The following is an 18,400-nucleotide window of genomic DNA, read 5'->3' on the forward strand; positions in this document are numbered from 1 at the left end:
CATGTAAAGCCAGAGACTTACAATTGTTACAAATTTATTAAGTAGTATAACGTAGAGATTTCATGGAAAAAGATATATCATATTACAGAGAACGATTACAAAATTTATTAAATAGTGGTTTTCCGGAATTAGTTCATGACAATGTACTAATAGAGCAGCGTTCAAAGCAGGCTAAGATTGTATATGATGGTGCCATAAAGTCGGGATGTTCTATTCAACAATGTGAATTCTACGCTGATCATATCCTTTTTGAGAAGTTTCATTTCTCAAAATACGAGACCGTGTTAGACATTGTCACTAAAAACTTTGCAAATCTCATGAGATATGATGAGCTAGAACATTTTAGTATGAAAATGTTAAAATTATGTATACCCTTATTTGATAAATATGACCTTAGTGATGATTTTGCATATACTTATGATTACGACAAACTGTGCATGGAGATAACCACTTTAATTATTACCTGGGTCAGTGAGTCAGAGCTTTGAAAGCTTTCCAAGTATTTAGTTCTTTCAATAGATATATAAGGAATATTCTACGAAACTAAGCTAATATGCTTAGTTTATTAAATTTCAAACCATTACAATACAATTCCTTTTCTAAACAATCCTTTTGAAAAAATTTCAAATACTATAAAGAGTGCGATATATGCAATATAAAACCAGCAATTTGCAATACAATTGATCGTAAAATATTCAATTTTGTTAGGTAGCAATTAAGCTGCACTTAAATCCTCATTATGGAAACAAATGACAACAACAACCATGCTTTTAAAATTCTGAAAAACTGGAGCGAACACTCAAAACAGCTTAAAGAAAAATATTCGACATTAACGGATCATGACCTCAAACTTGAAGAAGGAAAAGAAAAGGAAACACTTGAAAGAATTGGAAACCGGCTAAGAAAAAATAGAGAAGAAGTCCTTGATATTTTAAAAGAGATTAATCTTTCTTAAAATTTTTAAAGTTTTTTCAACATCAGATAGAACCCATGAAAACATTTGGTTTTATAAAAGGTTCATCTGAGAAAGGATAGAAAATTAGTTATTTCTGTCCTTTTGTTTACCCTAATCAACCTCTTACTTTTAAATAAATTATGATGAATCATTAAAGAATTTGAAAAATCAAAAATATATGTTACCAATCAAATTGTGGAGCATATTTCAACTTCTATAGTTAGATAAATTTACTTCATAATTCAAAATTACTCACAGTGAAAGCAATACATCTTTTTCGTTTTAAAGATTCGATATTTCATAAAATCCCCTACTTTAAAGAAGATCACAAGTTAAATTCTGATATAGAAGGATTTGATTTATTAACTATTGAAATAGTTACAGAATATATCATTAACACGTATGATGATTTTACCTTTGAAAATACATCTCAGCCTGATCTTCTATTAATGTGCAATAATGCTCAGACAATAATTGAGCATTATTTTGTAATAACACTGGATGATTATGGTTTTGTCTGAAACAATATACCATAATGTAGAACAGTAAGTTTTTTTAAAGTTGGAGCTATATATAATCTCCATATCATCAAAGAAGAAAATGGTATCACCATAATCCCTTTTGATCATTCGGATAACCAAACCAAAAAAGATTATCTTAGAACATGAAGCAGTATTAAATAATGTTAAAATCAATAATGGATTTTACCCTCGAGAATAGTTAGTAATTTAAGACGTTCCATCTTTTTTATAGTTCTTACTACTGTCTCTAAACGAAGTCCTATTAATGATGCAAGTTGTTGTCTAGTATATGGTATGATAAAGTTTTTTTTATCACCAAAAGTGTATATATTTTTGATGTAATCTAATAGAATAACTATTTTTTCAAGCGGACTTAAAATACCCAACATTGGTAGCATTAAATTATTGTAATGAGCTCGTTCGGCAGTATGTGAATAAATATCTATCAGGAGGCTTGGGTGCTTTTTTATCAGGGTATGAAATTTAGTTTTTTTCAATCTAATTATTTCACAGTCCGAAATGGCACGTGCGTTAAATGGGTATTTTTCATTGATAAACATATAAGCTTCTGCAATACAAACACCTTCATAAGGTAATCCACAAAGGAATTCTTTTCCAAAATTTGTGACACTTATTTTAACATTTCCTTTTTTTATCTGTAGGTAATATTCTGCAAATGAATTTTTCTTAAAAAGAAAATCACTCGATTGGTACTTTATTATCTCACCACCGTTTTCAAGAAGAATATTTTCTGAGATGACCATTTTTTTATTTATTTAAATATAGTGTATTAATATAATTCACACGTCTTTATATATAGCATTTTTTAAAATATGCAAAAATCCGACCCCTTTTAAACCATTGTAATACATAAAATCAGAATGTGAGGTCCTTTTCAGATTTTTAACGAGCAAAATCGTCCCTTTTATTTTTGGTACAATTAAATATATGATTATATATTATTTATGATATTCCAGATCGGTAATTTCATTCGCCCAAACTATTTCATCTTTTCTCATTCTGCATCCAATAGGATAAAATTTAAGGAATTACACCCCTATATTTACAAAAAATATATTTGAAATCAATACAGATTTCATCTGAATCAATTATGAGATTATCAAACAAAAATAAATTAATTACATAGATTGATTTAATCCAAAAGAGTGATTTGGACATTTTTTTTAAATAGTTTAAGGGAGAGTGAGGGATTTTGTACCCAATCCTCATCGCTTTATGGATAAGATTTTCGCTGTAGCATCTCCGTGAATGGCCTCAAATAGGACATTTGCAAAAAAGTGGTAAAATCCTAATTTAAATTTTACGTAGTAAAACTAAAAATTTCTGCTCAAATCTGCAAGTAAAAAGTCCAAAATTGAACAAGTTTTTTAGAATTCAAACCAAGAATCTATCCTTCTCTTTGACCTGAAATTTCTCCGTTGAAATATTTATAAAAGAAAACGAAGAAAAAAAAATTAAAAAAAAGAAAAAAAGAAAGCCTTATGAAAATGAGCGTGGTATTCTGTCAAGGTTTTTTGGAAAAAGTTTTTGCGTAGATTTTTATACGTAAAAAGTTTTTCTGAAAATCCGGAGGGCTTGACCTTGACAGAATTTAAGCTGGTGGGCTCGGTAGCGAATTATCTTTGGTTTCTGTTTTTATTTTAATCTTCACTTAAATTATTAAAGATTGAAATTATTTAGCGCTGTTTAAGGGTGATTATTCATTTTTTTCATTATACAAATTAATGTTTCCTCAAATACCTTACTCTTTAATTTACATTCCCATATTACAATGACATTCCATCCTTGATTTTCTAATTCTTCAATGTTAGATTTATCTCTTTGAATATTTTTATTAATCTTATTTTCCCAAAATTCTTTTCTGGTTTCAGGTAATTTAGATTTTTTGCAATCTTTATGCCCATGCCAAAAACATCCATTAATAAAAATAATTGTTTTATATTTTGGTAAAACTATATCCGGCCTTCCTGGAAATCTTTTGTCATTTTTCCTAAATCTATAACCTTTTGAGAACAAATACTTACGAACTAAAACCTCGGGCCTAGTATCCTTTCCCGAAATTCTAGACATAATATCTGATCTTTTCTTAGAAGAATAGATGTCAGCCATTATTAATTATGGAATTAATAGCATCAATTAGAATCTGATAATCCTGGTTTTTAGCATTTACCCACTTCCTAACAAATACTTTTTGAGTGTTCAAAATATCTTCAGAGGTATTATTTCCAATCATATATTTTGTATATACAGAAAATTTCTCTTTAAAACTATTAGCAGCATTACATTCTTGTGAATATTGAATAAATTTTAGATTATCCAATACTGATTGAGCCATCATAGTTGAAAATTCATCATCCCAGATTATTTCTTCAGGAGTATTTTTTGGTAGATAGAAAACGTTCCTCTTGTAATATTCTAAATACTTTTTAAGTAATTCTATTTGTTGCTGCTCATTACCTGCATTTCCTAAGCTATCTACAGAGAATTTTATCTCTTCATTTGTCTGTTCTCGTATTTTAGATTTAAAAAAAGCAACTGTTAAATCAGAAACGGCAAAATTAGTCCAATCGTAATGACTATTATTGGGTTTCTGATCACCATCAAAAAAAATATAATTAGAACTATTATTTTCTCTACAGAACACAGATATAAACTCTTTTTTAATAACACTTTCACCTCCCGGATTAAACTTAATATTAAACATATTTCTAGTTTCGGACCCAATTTCTGATAGAAGAACCGAAAGTATTTCTTGAGCCAGAATATCCTCTACTATAATTTCTTTTTTCCTTGTTAAAGGAAACTCTATATGATAAAATGCTTCCTCAGGAGAGAGGTTTTCTTTTACTAAAAATCTTTTAGTATTAGGATTTTGATAAAATACTTTAATAGCTTCTTTAGGTAATCCCTCTACTAATGATGGAGAATGACTTGTCAGAATTATTTGATGTTTCTTAAGTTTTATTTGCTCTAATAAGAAAATTTTTAATCTCTCTTGAGCTCCCGGATGCAATGAAACTTCCGGTTCATCAAGTAAAATAAGAGAATAACTTTGAGCTTCTAAAATTTTAAGAACTAACTTTACTACGGCAATTTCTCCGCTTCCAGCGAAAGCTTCCGAATATTTTGCATGTCCCGTGTTAAAGATAACGGTATAACCAAAATTTCTAAAAAAAGAATGTTCAATATATTCTCCTGATATATATTCTTTCCCCAATATAAAGGATATCCACTTAAGCTCTTCCAAAGTTAATACCCTTAACGGTTTGTTAATAGCTCCTGCCTTGGTATATACAAATGATTTTCGTCCAGAAATTATATCTTGAAGCTGTTTAGATTTCTTCCGGATAAACTCTTGTTTATTTCTTGTTGAGGTCCTTGAAGTGTTTCCAAAATGAAAAAATTTATCAAAGGCACTCAACTCAGCTCTAAAATCAATATAAACAACATCTTTAGCAATTGGGGTATCTCTTTCTCCATCATCTCTGGATGTCATTCCTGCCCATACTAATGGGCGGCTAGTTTCCCAATAATTAGGGTCGTTATTTCTTCTTATCCTTGCTTTGACTACCTCTTTATAAGAATTATCATCTCCTTTAAACCTATACCAAAAAGAATGTCTTTTTTTCTGATCATCATAATATTCTACTGGGTCTACACTTGTATCAAACCAAAATTCATAAGGAGTTTTTCTTCGTGGTGCCCCGTATAAAGCGTGTAAACAGGAAGACTTACCACAACCATTTTGACCAATAAAAACAGTTAGTGGAAATCCAAAACTGATCTTTGTATTTAATTCAAGATTTCTATAAAATGGGAACTGAATAAAATCTATATATTTTTGAACACCTCCAGAATTTTTTATTCTTCTTACTGTATTTATTAACTGGTCTAGCTGATACATGTTTTTATTATATTTAGTTTCCAGTCCACCTTCGTAGCCATTCTGACTCATTTAAACCAACTCTTGCTAAAACAGATGTATATTGTGTAATGATTCTTTGAGAATGCATATCTTTTAAGTCAAGTATCCATTCGAAGTTTTCTTCTGATGATTTATACTTCTGTTTAAAATAAAACTTTCCTGTTCGAGCTTTTCTTGCCTTTATAACACCTGTTGTATCAGAACATATGAATTTAATAGTTCTAATTGAAAAAGAAGATTTATCAACTTTTAATTTAATGCCATCTGGTGTTAAGACATCAAATTTATCTTTTGATATGTAAAGAGGTATAAAAAGAAATTTCCTGTCTTGATTTTTTAAAATTCTCACACTATCACATTTTTGCTGAATACAAACGTAATAAATATTTTGACCATCAGTATCAGTATTTGAACTTTTAATCAAGGTTCCTAAAGTAAGTATTGGAGATATGCTTTTAGGTATAAATATACTTTTATGATGAGTTAAATTTGCAAACAATATATCATTTGATTCTGCCTTGGCAATATCAGATTTATTCAGAAATAATTTGGTGCTTGTTGTTATTAATTGACGTTTGTCTTTTTGTGATAAACCTAAGTCGGTAATAGTGTTATAAAATCGTGATTCAACATCTTCAACAGAGGAAAACAATAAATTACGGAGTAATTTTTTATTCCTTTGAAAATTTTTGGAATTAACTTCATGAACTTCATCGATAATTATTGCGTTGATCCATCCATTTATTTGATTGCGCAAACTTTTACTTATATTTTCGTAAAATAAAAGGTCGACTATACAGTCACCAAATAATTCTATTAAAAGTTCCTCCGCGTCTTCCTGTTTTGGAATGATTGATTTATGTCCCAAATAAGCGCTATCCATTTCATTAGAAAAAAGACCGAGTAATTTTCCTGTATTATTACGTAGTGTAGAAAGCGACATTAATGCAAAATTTGATACCAATCCAGTTGTCATTTTTGTGAAATGACTTAGTAAAGTATCTGGCATATTTTCATAATCGATAATCCATTTCTTTAATTCTGGAGTATGGGCAAAACTCGATTTTAATGATGGTTTTCCTCCTACAACTACTCTAAAATTTGAATTGCCTAATATATTTTCCGATATCTGTTCTACACCATATTTTTTTAAATTAGTTAATAATACTACTACAATCTTTTGTAAATCAGTTTCAGCAGTATAAATAAATACAAGTTTTAAGTCATTTTTTCTTTCTTCTAATAATTTTTCAATTAGTTTCAAGGTAAATGTCCCTCTACTATCTATTGTATCAATATCTTCTTCTTCATCTAATGTGTGGGTTTTAGAACTCTCTATATTTATTTTCCAATCAAGTACCGAGATGTCCGTTTTTTTAGCCATTTCAATAACATTATCAAAATCTTCCTCAGAAGATGGGTTATTAAAAGAACAAAGTTTTTTAGCTTTTGAAAAGGCTTTTATTAATTTTTCTGTTTCGAGTTCGTGATTTTTATCTCCTTCACCATAGATTTGATCATCCACAAAAAGTATATTTCGAATGAAAGCATCAACAATCTCTTTCGACTTTGTAGTAAAAGATGTACTCATAAATTATCCGTTTACAGGGTTATTTGTAGCTATTTTAAATGTGACATTACTATCTTTACGTGGAGAATCCAAAAATAAATTGTATCCTTCTGCATTTAAAACTTCTCGGCTTATATGTAAACCCATACCACGACCATTTAATTTTTTTGTGTATCCCAAATCGAAAATTCGTTCCGAATCTTGAACTAAGATTTCGGGACCATTATTTGAAATGTAAAACCCAGAATCATCAGCATGCAACCTAATGATTTTTTCTTCCACATTTGACTGATTCAACCAGTGTATTGCATTATCAATTATATTTACAAAAACAGGATAAAATGTGGAACGGAAACCGAATAGTTTACGTTTTTGAAATCCAGCCGTATGTTTAAGTTGGATGTTATGTCTTTCTAACCTTGCTCCAAATAAATCCAATAAAAATATTTTTATTTCATTCGAAGGAATTTGCTCCTTTTCTCTGTATAATCTTCTATTAAAAGGCGTAAAAAGCCCTAAATAACCGTCTAGATGTTCAAAGTTTACTCGGATATTATTGTAAACATTTTCTAACTTGTCATTAACATCTGCCCAAGCTTTCAGATCTCGAATACTACCTCTAATCGAATTTACTGTACTACTAAATTCATGATGTATAACTCCTACGGCTAGTCCTAACTGGCTCAATTCCACATCTGCTTGAAGGCGATCTCTTAATTCTTCTAATTCTTCAGACATAGCATCTGCTATTTGGTCGCTTGTAACTATTTCAGCATTATTATCTTTATTCCAATAAATTTCGTGTAATTGTTTAATAACACTTTCTAAAGTAAATGTTACTTTGTCTCTTTCTTTAGAAATTTCATCCTCAATCCTTCTTCTTTCATTGACTAAATCAAAATCTTCTGAGCTATTTATTTCAATATTTTTAAAATCATCTTTAATATCTCGTATTTTGTCTTCCAATCCGATCATCAATTCCCTCGCAAGATCCATAACATTTTTTGATACTTCTGCTAAAGCTTCTTTTGCTTCTTTTTGTTTTTGTCGTGAAGCTTTTTCAGCTTGTATAGATATGAAATCAACTGCCTGTTCCAATCTTTTTCGTTTACTCACTTCAATTTGTAAACGGGTAGAATAATCATTTATCCAATTATCTATCTGATCAGAAGCTTCTCTATATTTTCCATTTTGAATTTTATCAAATTCTATTAAATAAGCCTCATAATCTTTTCTGGTCTCTTTTGAAATGGTAAAACCTTTAGGTTGGTTTATTTTAATTTTATTAATATAATCAGAGATAATTTCTCTTGCTTCATTTTCAGTATCAACTAATAATTGACTTGCTTCCTCATCATCTTCAATATGAATTACTCTTTCGAATCTTTTCTCTATCTCATTCAAAAGTTTATCTATCTCTTGGCCATATGCATTTTTGCTTATATTTTCAAAGAAAGAATTTAATGAACTTTGAAACTTATCTTTTCTAACTTTTGCTTGTTTGTCTCTTCTCTCTAAAGCTTGATAGTATGACTTTCGCTCTTCTCTTTTTCTTACCCAAGTTTCAGATTTTGGACCAGCACCATTACCTTCTCTAAAAAAGTCAGCTGCTAACTGAACAAAGAAATTTTTTAAGATATCTCTGAACTGACGATAAGCTTTGTTTTCTATAAAACCTTCTCTACCAGCTTTTTCATTAAGCTTCTTATTGAGTTCACTTGATATATCAATAACACCAAACATCCTTCGAAAAGAAAAGAAATAATAAGAAGCACTTTTAGTCCTATTTCTTTCAATATCTAGCCAATCGTAATCTGAGTTTCCATAAGGTAATATCCTAATATTATCCTTATATAAGTATAAACCTCCGTGTCTATTTGTTTTTGCTATTAAACGAGAATGATTTTCAGCATCCATAATTGATTGCTTAAGTTCTCCTTGTAAATATGCTACATTTAATTTAAAAGGTCCGCATTCGGTTTTTATGTAATTATTACCCGACCAAGGTATTTTATGAGAAAACTCTTCTACCTGATATATATTAACATTTCCAGAGAATTGACCATATTCATCAAATTCACCCGAAAAGTGGTGATCTGCTATTCTAAAATCTTCAGGATTGAAGAAATTTTCTTTATTAAAAATATCAGTATATGTATTTTCTATTCCCTTATAATCTCTAAAAGCCGGCAAAATCTTAGGAATTGGATGATCAGGAGTCATTGTATTTGTAAACCCCAAAAGCATTTTTTCCATTTTTGTAGACACAGATTTGTCCTTTTCTCCGTCTATATCAAAGTTTAGAGACTCGTCCGTAGGGTTTATATAAAAATGAGTACCTGTAGTATCAATCAAATTAAAATCTCCTATTAATGATTGATCCAGGTCAAAAGGGGAAATTCGAAAATCTTCTACAAGGGAGATTATTCTTTTAGTATCTTCTTCAGATATCTTTTCGGTTTGATAAAGAGAGTTTAGAGAATTGATCAGATCATGCTTCATCAATTGAATATCTTCAAATGTAGGTATATTCTCAAACATTCTAATTGGTATAACTACATCTTCTAGATTTAAACCAGGTAATTCAAAAATCCTCCAATTTATAAAGGCAGCAACAATCTTTTTAGTAGGCTCTTTATTTGATTTAGTAAGAATTAGTACTTGAGGACCAATTGAAGCAATAGCAAGGCGCCCTATTCCTTTTTCTCCCATTATAGGGCGAGGCTCTTTATTAGAATCTACAGGAGGTAAAGAGGTTTTGGAGTTTTGAAATTTACTTTCGGTACCCAACGTTAACCATCTTGATTCAAATTCATCTTTTGTCATGCCTAGACCATTATCTCTAAGCACAAAAAGTTTATCTTTTCTTATATAATCTATATCAACATTATCAGCATATGCGTCATGAGCATTTTTAAATAGTTCATTTATTGCAGTAGGTATGCCTGCAATCTGCTGTCTTCCCAATAAATCTAATGCTCTTGCTCTTGTTCTGAATTGCGCCATAATTTCCAATGTTCAAAAATTGTTTCCCCTATAGCCCTAGCTAATTTGGGAGGAACTGCATTACCGATCATTGTCGCTACAGCACCTTTATTTGAAGAGTAAAAGTTGTAATCTAAAGGAAATGATTGCAATGTTGCACCTTCCCGTAATGAAATAGCTCTATCCTGTTCCGGATGTGAATAACGCCCTGTACTCGTATATATGAATCTTGTAGTAATAGTTGGAGAAGGTCTATCCCAATACATTCTTCCATAAACATCATGATGACCATCATGCTCCTTATAGCACTCTAATTGTAAATCTTTATCATTTTCCCAGTTTTTTCTGGAACCGCCATCTTTTGGTGTATGTTTTAATCTTCGCAGATTTAAATCGCTAACTTTTGAAACTGTATGCATATATATCGAATTATCAATATAGCCTGCTTCAACCTTTGGAAAAAGTTTTTCATTACCAATAGCTTTTTTTACCGTTAAGATATTTTCCTTTTTTTTATCTTGTAAAGGTAACTTAATCTCAGGGTTAAGTCTTGATGCTATTAACACAAAACGTCTTCTATTTTGAGGAACATTAAAGTATTTTGCGTTAACAACTTTTTGATCAAAAACGTAACCTTCCTTTCTTAAACTTTTTTTAAAATTATGTATTGGACTTCCTACCTTTGTTTCCAAACCAGGAACATTTTCTATAAAAACGAAACCAGGTCGAAAATAAAGAACAAATTCTTTAAAATCCTCAAGTAACAATCTGCTCTTTTGAGATTTTGTTTTATCAGATTTTAAGTTAGAATAATACTGACATGGACTACAGCCTACAAAGATTAGATTGTCATCATTTTTTTTTACTTCAACATATTTATTCAAATCCTCGGGAGATAAATTTGAAACATCTTCATTAATGAAAATTGCATCATTATTTTTAACATAAGTGGCTTTAAATTTTGCATCAATATCCACTCCTGCCAAAACTTTTATTCCGACTTCTCTAAAACCACAAGTCACTCCTCCTGCACCGCAAAAAAAATCTATAGCCTTTAATTCATTTGTTTCTTCCATAAATAGAAAATTCGTAATATACAAAAATATATAAAATAATATTTTTTTATATTGTTTTGTAAAAAAATATCATGGAACTTTTTATTAGAACCGTTTTAGTTTATAAATTATGAGTAAAAATGGAACTCAGCATAGATTTAGAAAAGCTAATAAATTTATTTTTTATCTCTCTTCCCGCCGACCTTCAACTCCCCACCAAAATCCAACATCACCACCTGACTTCCCTGAAATGGGTTATAAGACGGCTGATAATCAATATAGCCCGAAGAATGCAGATTCTTCAGGCATTTATGGTAGGTGGCTTTTGATCGGATTTTACTGATACGCATCACCTCATCGCGGGAAATACTGACCGGATTTCGGAAACGGCTGAAATTCCAGAATTGGAATAGGGCTAAATAGAGGCTGATGTGTGATGGGTTGAGCGTATGATCCTGAGCCACCTTTTCATAGAAAGCTGTGAGGTGTTTTATATAATTCATAATTGGTTTCGGTATTGTGAGCTATCATTGCTGCTGCTTCAGCATTTCTTCAATGTCTTTGTAATTGTAATATAATGTCCCGCCGACACGGGTGTACGATAAGCTTCCATTGGTACGGAGGTTTTGCAGTGTTCCGGAGGAGATTTTTAGAAGTGCTTTGACCTCTGACGAACGAAGCCATAATTTCTGCTGGGAAATTTTTATTTGAAACAGGTTTTGTAGGTCTTCCAGCAATTCGGTTTTGAATTCCTGAAGGTCTTCTTTAGTAATTAGGTTTACGATCATAGCTACTTCATTTTTGTTTTTGACTAAATTTTCTTCTACAAATTTGGGACATCAAAAGCTTGAAAACAATAGTGATAAAGGGACCTGGGCTACAAAAGAATAATCTGGATTCCTTTGTAACCTTTGGAGATTAAAAAAGAATAATTTGGATCATTATACCTGATTTTAGAAAAAAAGACGAGTTCCGAAGTCTTTTCCCCTTTTTGCAAAAAAGGCAAGAGAGTCTTGGATATAAAACTTGAAAAGTTTGTATATACAAAGACACATCTTGCTTAATTGTACTGCTGATTTTTCAGAGCTCTAAAAAAAATTGCACTTAATTGATTATTAATAAGTTGCAATAATTGCTTTTGAAAAGAAAAAAAGCAGAAAAGACAATAACATCAGGGTTGTTCAATTTTTGAGCCGCATTGACAGTACCCGGCTTAAATTCTGCACTGGGTTAGAATTGACCGGCTCACTTTTTGAGCCAGGTAAACCCTTTGTGGTAACATTTTTGAGCCGGTTTTCAAAAAAGTGGCTCAATTTTTACGCAGGGATATGAGCTGCTTTACTTTCCTGGATACAGTTTAGCAATATGGCGGTTTGATTTTTGAGCCGCATCGACAGTACTCGTCACAAATTCTTCGCCTGGTTATTGATGAACGGCTCACTTTTTCAACCAGGTAAGTGTTTTGTGGTAACTTTTTTGAGCCATTTTCAAAAAAGTGGCGCAATTTTTAAGCAGCTATGAGGCTGCTTTACTTTCTTGGAAGTGTCGAGTTGCTTAATTTTTGAGCCGGTTCTAAGCTGACCTGTGCACATTTTGCACAGGTTTCCAGCTAACCTGTATTTAAATTACGCAGGTTGATGATAGATTATCCATCAATCTCTTGTGCGAAGATTGATTATATTTGAATCACTATGAAGTTTTTAGGTAGAATAATTTTTATCAAAAAGAAGCCAAATGAATTACCAGATATTTGAACCGGATCAGGACTTGACAGCATTTATCAGATGTTATTGGACATTGGAAAGCCCGAAAGAAGAAACGCCTGAAAAGCAAACCATCGTTCCTGACGGATGTATGGAGATGATCTTTCATTATGGCGATCTATACAAACAATACTTGAATAATAGGAACAGCATTATCCAGCCCAGATGTTTTGTCATCGGGCAATTGACTCGACCACTTGAGATCGAGCCAACTGGCGAAACCGGAATTTTTTCCGTTCGCTTTCATCCGGAAGGTTTTTTGCCTTTTACTACCATTCCGATAAAAGAGATGGAAAACACCGCCGTTTCGTTGGAAAAGCTGTTTGGAAAGGATGGACAGGAAATTGAGCAACAGGTCATAAATGCTAATTCCACTTTGGAGAGAATAATGCTTATTGAAAAATTTTTACTGGATCGGCTGACTGACATAGAAACCATTGACCGCATTGTAAGATCAACTGTCGAAACGATTATAACAGCCAACGGACAATTCTCGGTCGATGAACTGTCCAAGCTTATCCAAGTCAATCGAAGACAATTGTTGCGTAAATTTTCTTCGGCCATCGGTCTAAGTCCCAAACAACTATCCAGGACGATTCGATTGCAGGCTGCACTCAAAATGTTGATGAACGATAAGTTCTCCAATCTCGCAGAACTGGCTTACGAAAACGAGTATTACGACCAGGCACACTTTATCAAAGAGTTTAAAGAATTTACCGGAGCTACGCCCAAAGAATTTTACAGTAGTCACCTTACGATGTCTTCGCTTTTTTACGGAACGGATTAAACTTGTCCCATTTTTACAATTTTAGTTTTTAAAAACATTGCAACTTTGCTATCTAAAATTTTCAACAAAGAAATAATCCCGTGTTTGGAAATTAAATAAAGTGACAATTATTCAATCAGCTAAAATTATGAAAACAGGAGCAAAATTTTTTATTACAGTCATTAGTTTGGCTATTCTTTATGCCTGGACAATAAAGCAGACAAACGACATTCAAAAAGCGGAATGGCTGATCGGTACCTGGGAAAATAAAACCCAGAAAGGCAGCATCTATGAAACCTGGACCAAAACTGGCAATAATGAATTGTCGGGGAAAAGTTATAGTGTCAAAGGCAAAGACACGATCGTTTTTGAAAATATCCGGCTCGTGCAGGAAAAAAAAAATTTATTTTATATTCCGACTGTTAAAAATCAAAATGAAGGTCTGCCTGTTCGTTTTGCCGCCAAAACTATTTCTGAAAATCAATTGGTTTTTGAAAATCCACAGCACGACTTTCCACAGATCATCGCTTACACAAAAATCACTTCCGATTCATTGATAGCCGAAATTTCAGGTATCATAAACGGACAGAAACGCAAACAGACCTTTCCAATGAAAAGAGTGAAAAGGTAATAATGTAGACAAGCTTCGGTTAATTCAATAAGTTCAAGTATATAATTGCAAAAATTCTACAGATCGCCCGCTACCTCACCGTCAGGGATATAAAGATCCTCTAAAGAACTTTTACCGCCTGGAGAATCCGATTTTTTGATGACGCTGATCTCTCCATTGAGCTCAATGACAACTGCCAAAACATCATCCAACCTTTCAATTCCTTCCTGACGCACTACAGCGTTAATCTCATCAACCGTTATGGCCTCGGTGTTCATATTTTCTTTGAGGTATTTGCCTTTATAGAACAGTAAACGTGGAGAGGAATTGATCAGGTGCTCCATCTTATCGGAGGTACTGGCCAATTTAGCAAACAGGTATTGTAAAGCTATTATCAGAAATAAGACCATTACACCTTCTGCCAATGGAACCATCGCAAGCATCATATAAGCCAATGTGGAACCGAGAGCAACCGTCACCACAAAATCAAAAGCGTTGAACTTTGCCAGGGTTCTTTTTCCTGAGATCCTGATGAAAAGGAATAGAATGACAAAAGAGGCAATGGTCATCAATCCAACCTGTCCAAGCTTTTCCCAATTTTCAAATAACAAATCTTCCATTTCCCATTTTTATCATTAGTGTTGATAAAATAATGCCAGAAATGATCTGAAATGAAAATGATTACCACACAAATGTTTACAGTACAATCTCTTCCGTCAAAGTTGTTTTTCCGAATCTATGGGAAACTGTAAAATCTAAAGAGTTTTATCTTCCACTCATATTCTGGTCATAAAAATCTGTGAATTTATTGATCAGGTCGTCTAAATTTTCTCTATTAAATTCTCCAAAGCCTAATGTCATAACGTGTCCTTCAAAATTATTTGATAAGACACGGTTGAAATTTTCGATATACGTATGAGCGTGTCCCTGCAATTGCAATTCAGCATTTATCATTTTTACCCAATGTTCTTCATCTTTATCATCTATCGAGTAAGTTAAATAAGGCAGAACAAAAGGAACGAATTTATCATATTGCTTATTCTTATGGGGATTTAAATTGTCATTTGGCCAAATCCTGAAATTCTCCAGTAGATTTAAATTTTCAGATCGAACAATTGTAGCAGTTTCATTTCTTGCAATTTCAGAAATAATTTTCCCTTGGTTCTGAGTATACAACCAAAACCAAGCTAAATCCCAGGCAGTGGCGCCTTTATGATTTATTAAATTATACGGATGGAATATCGAATCTATTGCGATATAGCCTTTTCCACCACCAACAGTATTTCTGATAATTTCTATTAAATCATTATGATTGGAGATTTTTTGCATAGGATTTCCATTAATGAATCCATAAATATAATTCGATGTCCAATTTGATGGTTTATGGTATCCGTCATCAAGAATAGAATTTTCAATGATTTTTTTCGATTGTGAAATTGCGTTATCACTTTCTTTTAATTCATTTTCCTTTTTTTGTTTTGTCTTGAAAAAGTCAAAAAATCCCATATTTATCTCTTATTTAATTATTCTTGAACATTCCAAATATACGCATTGAATCAATATCTACACGATTTCAGCAATTGAATCTTCCTCAATCTCCTTCAATCTCTTGAATCAGAGAAAATCTATGAAATTGATTTGGGCAATTTTAAAATGCAGATATCAGGAAACTTACGATTTGAGGAGTCTTGACATCTATCCAAAAACAACTTAATTAGAATCTGTCATTCGCAGCAAACTTTTCTCTGCACTGATGCTGATACTCTTGCAGCGACATACCATAGATCTCCGAAAACAGTTTTAGAAAGTTGGAACGAGAGGCAATTCCACATAGTTTGGCAAGAACTTCTGTTTTCTGATGAACTGCTAAATGATCTTCTGCGAGCAATTCGGCGATATACTTAATGCGCAACTCACTTAGGTAACGGTTAAAATGCATTCCTTTCTCCGTGTTAATGTAGGAAGATAGATAATTAGGGTTTGTCCCTACTCTTATTGCAATTTTTTTCAAACTCAGGTTCGGTTTCAAAAACTCTTTTTCGTCTTCAAATTTCTGTAGATTCTTCCGAATTCTGTTGCGAATCTCTGCACTCAATGTGGATTTTGGCGGTGAGACATCATTTTTTAATCTCTCAATATCAACACCCACACCCGCTAAGACCACATCGTATGTTTTCTCGGACTTCTTTTCCAGATAAGTGTTTATAGTGAATATAAGTAAAAACATAGAGACTGCTACAACGCCGAAGAGAATATTCCTGTAACGCTGTGTAATACTCGAATATTCAATATTTATCCGCTCGGCCTCAAACTGAATAAAAAGATGATGTGTGTCTTCTATGTTTATTTTTTCAATTTTGTGGAGGGTATTGGCAAAAGATAAGCTCTCATCTATATTTGATTTTTTATGGGCATTCTCCAGTAAAATCTTATAGTTTTCCGTAAGCTCAGGAAAGAAAAAATGGTATTTCTAATAAAGAGAATCAACTTTTCTAAAAAAACTAAAGGATTCTTGTTCTCGGTGCTGAGCCAATTTATTCTTTCCCAGATAAAAGTAGATCACCGATACCCCGGCAAAGTCATTTACCCTGACCAGTTCCGGAAGTGCACGATTGAGATCGGCAATACTTTGCTCGTAATTTTCTTTACGGAATTTAGAAATGCCTTCTGATTTAAAAAAATAACTCCTTAACTGGACGAAATCTAAATCTTTGGGTATTTCCCTCTTGCCTATTTCAATTAAGTGGTCGGCACTATCATCATCTCCCATTTGCTGGTAGCAATAGATAAGTTGATTTAAAGTATTATAATAGCCTTTGCGCATATTATACAGGATATCTGGGGAATTATTTTTCAAAATTTCCTGTCTAAAGAATGCTGAACAGGCCTCAAATTGACTGACTGCCTCATCATAATATCCTAAATAACTCTTCATTACACCCAGGTGATATAATATAATATACTTTATGTATGGACTAGTGCTATATCTGGCGTAGGATAACGCTTTTATATAATCATCCAATGCGGGTTGATAGTCTTTAAAAATAAAGTAAGACACAATTCCCCTTCCAAGATAAGCAGAGGCAATAAGATCATTATTACAACTATGCTGAGCGGAAGTTATTGCACTGTCTGCATACAGCTTTTTGCGGCATCCTGATGGCTCAAAATGTAGGGCATCTTGGTATGCATACGTTAATTCGGAATAATTTTTTTCTTTTTTCGCGAGGGCAATTAAAAGGTCAACGTAAGAAAGTGCTGTAGTATCATTAACCTTCTTGTAATCGTACTTTTTTCTGATTTGATGATAGGCCACATTGTCTGTACTCTGCGCAACCCATAATTCTGCAGTGGAAACCAAAAGCAATATAAACAACCTGAACATCTGCACGTTACCTTCATTTTTATTAAAACGTTTTATAAAATTACGTTATTTTTTATGGAATATCCAAGTGTTTTGTAAACTACATAACCAAAATGCTATCGGTCATGGTTCTTATTCACACAAAATAACATTTGATGTGCTGAATAAGCATCATTTGTCTTTTTGAGCACAATGTCTAATTCCAACTTATAATTACTTTTATGAAAAAAACTACAGTCTACAGCTATGCCGCTCTGGGATTTTGATACAGAGGATCAGTTTATAAACTGGCATCAGACATAGGAAACAGGCATCGTAAATCATTTTTTTTTGTTGAATTTCTGTTTTACATTTGATCAGTAATTGTTTGAAAAATAGACATATACTTTACACAGAATACTGTCAACAAAAAAAACTAATGTCATGAAATATTTAAAAAAAATAATACCATTTGTGGTAAGCATTTACTTTGTTATTCTCTTCTGCTATGCAGCTATCAGTAAGATATTGGATTTCGAAAAGTTCCAGAATCAAATTTCAGCATCACCATTGTTGAATGGATTTTCGCAATTCCTGCCTTACACGATAATCATTGTTGAATCTTTTATTGCAGGATTATTATGCTACCGGAAAACCAGAACTATTGGACTGATAGGAAGCTTTATTTTGATGCTCATCTTTACTGGATATATTGCTTTACTAATAAGGACAAGTAAAAATCTCCCTTGTTCCTGTGGCAGAATATTGGAGAAAATGAGCTGGCATCAGCATTTATATTTCAATATTGGCTGTGTTATTCTTTCTCTTATCGCTTTAGGTTTAAATCTAAAATACAGCAGGCCTGCTGAATAAGTATGTTACCGTA

17 protein-coding genes are annotated in these 18,400 nt (G+C 32.2%); 5 read left to right on the top strand and 12 right to left on the bottom strand.

Features of this window, described 5'->3' with window-relative positions:
- Positions 1 to 62 precede the first annotated feature (62 nt).
- On the top strand, positions 63 to 488 hold the full coding sequence (locus CLV73_RS06480) for a DUF1896 family protein (protein ID WP_100376031.1): 426 nt from the start codon (positions 63 to 65) through the stop codon (positions 486 to 488).
- A 251-nt stretch (positions 489 to 739) separates the two neighbouring features.
- Complete coding sequence (locus tag CLV73_RS06485; protein WP_100376032.1) at positions 740 to 955, top strand: hypothetical protein; 216 nt, start codon at positions 740 to 742, stop codon at positions 953 to 955.
- 691 nt (positions 956 to 1,646) lie between these two features.
- Here CLV73_RS06485 and CLV73_RS06495 read toward each other — a convergent pair.
- From CLV73_RS06495 to CLV73_RS06530, 8 genes are all read right to left on the bottom strand, one after another.
- Positions 1,647 to 2,240 (bottom strand): Crp/Fnr family transcriptional regulator, encoded by a 594-nt coding sequence (locus CLV73_RS06495; RefSeq protein WP_100376034.1) that lies wholly within the window; start codon positions 2,238 to 2,240, stop codon positions 1,647 to 1,649.
- A 943-nt stretch (positions 2,241 to 3,183) separates the two neighbouring features.
- Entirely contained in the window at positions 3,184 to 3,567 is a 384-nt protein-coding gene (locus CLV73_RS06500) for a very short patch repair endonuclease (protein WP_262496326.1), read from the bottom strand.
- Between the two features lie 31 nt (positions 3,568 to 3,598).
- Entirely contained in the window at positions 3,599 to 5,452 is a 1,854-nt protein-coding gene (locus CLV73_RS06505) for an ATP-dependent nuclease (protein WP_100376036.1), read from the bottom strand.
- Positions 5,415 to 7,013: a response regulator receiver domain gene (locus CLV73_RS06510; protein WP_100376037.1), complete on the bottom strand. Its 1,599-nt coding sequence runs from the start codon at positions 7,011 to 7,013 to the stop codon at positions 5,415 to 5,417. The genes CLV73_RS06505 and CLV73_RS06510 overlap by 38 nt, the downstream gene beginning before the upstream one ends.
- A 3-nt stretch (positions 7,014 to 7,016) precedes the next feature.
- Positions 7,017 to 9,998: an ATP-binding protein gene (locus CLV73_RS06515; protein WP_100376038.1), complete on the bottom strand. Its 2,982-nt coding sequence runs from the start codon at positions 9,996 to 9,998 to the stop codon at positions 7,017 to 7,019.
- Positions 9,965 to 11,053, bottom strand: a complete 1,089-nt coding sequence (locus CLV73_RS06520) for a DNA cytosine methyltransferase (RefSeq protein WP_100376039.1) — start codon at positions 11,051 to 11,053, stop codon at positions 9,965 to 9,967. The genes CLV73_RS06515 and CLV73_RS06520 overlap by 34 nt, the downstream gene beginning before the upstream one ends.
- A 155-nt stretch (positions 11,054 to 11,208) precedes the next feature.
- The gene (locus CLV73_RS06525; protein WP_228424261.1) at positions 11,209 to 11,535 is read right to left on the bottom strand and encodes a hypothetical protein; all 327 of its coding nucleotides are present in this window, start codon (positions 11,533 to 11,535) and stop codon (positions 11,209 to 11,211) included.
- A gap of 24 nt (positions 11,536 to 11,559) precedes the next feature.
- The gene (locus CLV73_RS06530) at positions 11,560 to 11,820 is read right to left on the bottom strand and encodes a helix-turn-helix domain-containing protein (protein ID WP_100376040.1); all 261 of its coding nucleotides are present in this window, start codon (positions 11,818 to 11,820) and stop codon (positions 11,560 to 11,562) included.
- A 946-nt stretch (positions 11,821 to 12,766) separates the two neighbouring features.
- Here CLV73_RS06530 and CLV73_RS06535 point away from each other — a divergent pair.
- Both CLV73_RS06535 and CLV73_RS06540 read left to right on the top strand, forming a co-directional pair.
- Positions 12,767 to 13,582, top strand: a complete 816-nt coding sequence (locus tag CLV73_RS06535; protein ID WP_100376041.1) for a helix-turn-helix transcriptional regulator — start codon at positions 12,767 to 12,769, stop codon at positions 13,580 to 13,582.
- A gap of 127 nt (positions 13,583 to 13,709) precedes the next feature.
- Positions 13,710 to 14,192 (top strand): DUF6265 family protein, encoded by a 483-nt coding sequence (locus CLV73_RS06540; RefSeq protein ID WP_100377008.1) that lies wholly within the window; start codon positions 13,710 to 13,712, stop codon positions 14,190 to 14,192.
- 56 nt (positions 14,193 to 14,248) lie between these two features.
- Here CLV73_RS06540 and CLV73_RS06545 read toward each other — a convergent pair whose 3' ends face one another.
- The 4 genes from CLV73_RS06545 to CLV73_RS06560 form a co-directional block, all read right to left on the bottom strand.
- Positions 14,249 to 14,791: a DUF421 domain-containing protein gene (locus tag CLV73_RS06545; protein WP_100376042.1), complete on the bottom strand. Its 543-nt coding sequence runs from the start codon at positions 14,789 to 14,791 to the stop codon at positions 14,249 to 14,251.
- 145 nt (positions 14,792 to 14,936) lie between these two features.
- Positions 14,937 to 15,677 (bottom strand): hypothetical protein, encoded by a 741-nt coding sequence (locus tag CLV73_RS06550; RefSeq protein ID WP_100376043.1) that lies wholly within the window; start codon positions 15,675 to 15,677, stop codon positions 14,937 to 14,939.
- Positions 15,678 to 15,885: 208 nt separating this feature from the next.
- Positions 15,886 to 16,398 carry a helix-turn-helix domain-containing protein gene (locus CLV73_RS06555; protein ID WP_100376044.1) on the bottom strand — a complete coding sequence of 171 codons (513 nt, stop codon included), beginning with the start codon at positions 16,396 to 16,398 and terminating at the stop codon, positions 15,886 to 15,888.
- Between the two features lie 243 nt (positions 16,399 to 16,641).
- Entirely contained in the window at positions 16,642 to 17,562 is a 921-nt protein-coding gene (locus CLV73_RS06560; RefSeq protein WP_157798735.1) for a hypothetical protein, read from the bottom strand.
- A gap of 396 nt (positions 17,563 to 17,958) precedes the next feature.
- Between CLV73_RS06560 and CLV73_RS06565 the strand changes: the two genes are divergently transcribed.
- Positions 17,959 to 18,387: a MauE/DoxX family redox-associated membrane protein gene (locus CLV73_RS06565; protein WP_100376046.1), complete on the top strand. Its 429-nt coding sequence runs from the start codon at positions 17,959 to 17,961 to the stop codon at positions 18,385 to 18,387.
- The last annotated feature ends 13 nt before the right edge of the window (positions 18,388 to 18,400 follow it).

Origin of the sequence: Chryseobacterium geocarposphaerae (assembly GCF_002797535.1) — a bacterium.
Taxonomy (GTDB): Bacteria; Bacteroidota; Bacteroidia; order Flavobacteriales; family Weeksellaceae; genus Chryseobacterium; species Chryseobacterium geocarposphaerae.

Coding starts and splice junctions, on each gene's coding strand:
- CLV73_RS06480 (WP_100376031.1), top strand. CDS start 63: ATGGAAAAAGATATATCATATTACAGAGAACGATTACAAAATTTATTA.
- CLV73_RS06535 (WP_100376041.1), top strand. CDS start 12,767: ATGAATTACCAGATATTTGAACCGGATCAGGACTTGACAGCATTTATC.
- CLV73_RS06500 (WP_262496326.1), bottom strand. CDS start 3,567: ATGTCTAGAATTTCGGGAAAGGATACTAGGCCCGAGGTTTTAGTTCGT.
- CLV73_RS06550 (WP_100376043.1), bottom strand. CDS start 15,677: ATGGGATTTTTTGACTTTTTCAAGACAAAACAAAAAAAGGAAAATGAA.
- CLV73_RS06510 (WP_100376037.1), bottom strand. CDS start 7,013: ATGAGTACATCTTTTACTACAAAGTCGAAAGAGATTGTTGATGCTTTC.
- CLV73_RS06515 (WP_100376038.1), bottom strand. CDS start 9,998: ATGGCGCAATTCAGAACAAGAGCAAGAGCATTAGATTTATTGGGAAGA.
- CLV73_RS06555 (WP_100376044.1), bottom strand. CDS start 16,398: ATGTTTTTACTTATATTCACTATAAACACTTATCTGGAAAAGAAGTCC.
- CLV73_RS06495 (WP_100376034.1), bottom strand. CDS start 2,240: ATGGTCATCTCAGAAAATATTCTTCTTGAAAACGGTGGTGAGATAATA.
- CLV73_RS06545 (WP_100376042.1), bottom strand. CDS start 14,791: ATGGAAGATTTGTTATTTGAAAATTGGGAAAAGCTTGGACAGGTTGGA.
- CLV73_RS06525 (WP_228424261.1), bottom strand. CDS start 11,535: ATGAATTATATAAAACACCTCACAGCTTTCTATGAAAAGGTGGCTCAG.
- CLV73_RS06505 (WP_100376036.1), bottom strand. CDS start 5,452: ATGAGTCAGAATGGCTACGAAGGTGGACTGGAAACTAAATATAATAAA.
- CLV73_RS06520 (WP_100376039.1), bottom strand. CDS start 11,053: ATGGAAGAAACAAATGAATTAAAGGCTATAGATTTTTTTTGCGGTGCA.
- CLV73_RS06565 (WP_100376046.1), top strand. CDS start 17,959: ATGAAATATTTAAAAAAAATAATACCATTTGTGGTAAGCATTTACTTT.
- CLV73_RS06485 (WP_100376032.1), top strand. CDS start 740: ATGGAAACAAATGACAACAACAACCATGCTTTTAAAATTCTGAAAAAC.
- CLV73_RS06540 (WP_100377008.1), top strand. CDS start 13,710: ATGAAAACAGGAGCAAAATTTTTTATTACAGTCATTAGTTTGGCTATT.
- CLV73_RS06530 (WP_100376040.1), bottom strand. CDS start 11,820: ATGATCGTAAACCTAATTACTAAAGAAGACCTTCAGGAATTCAAAACC.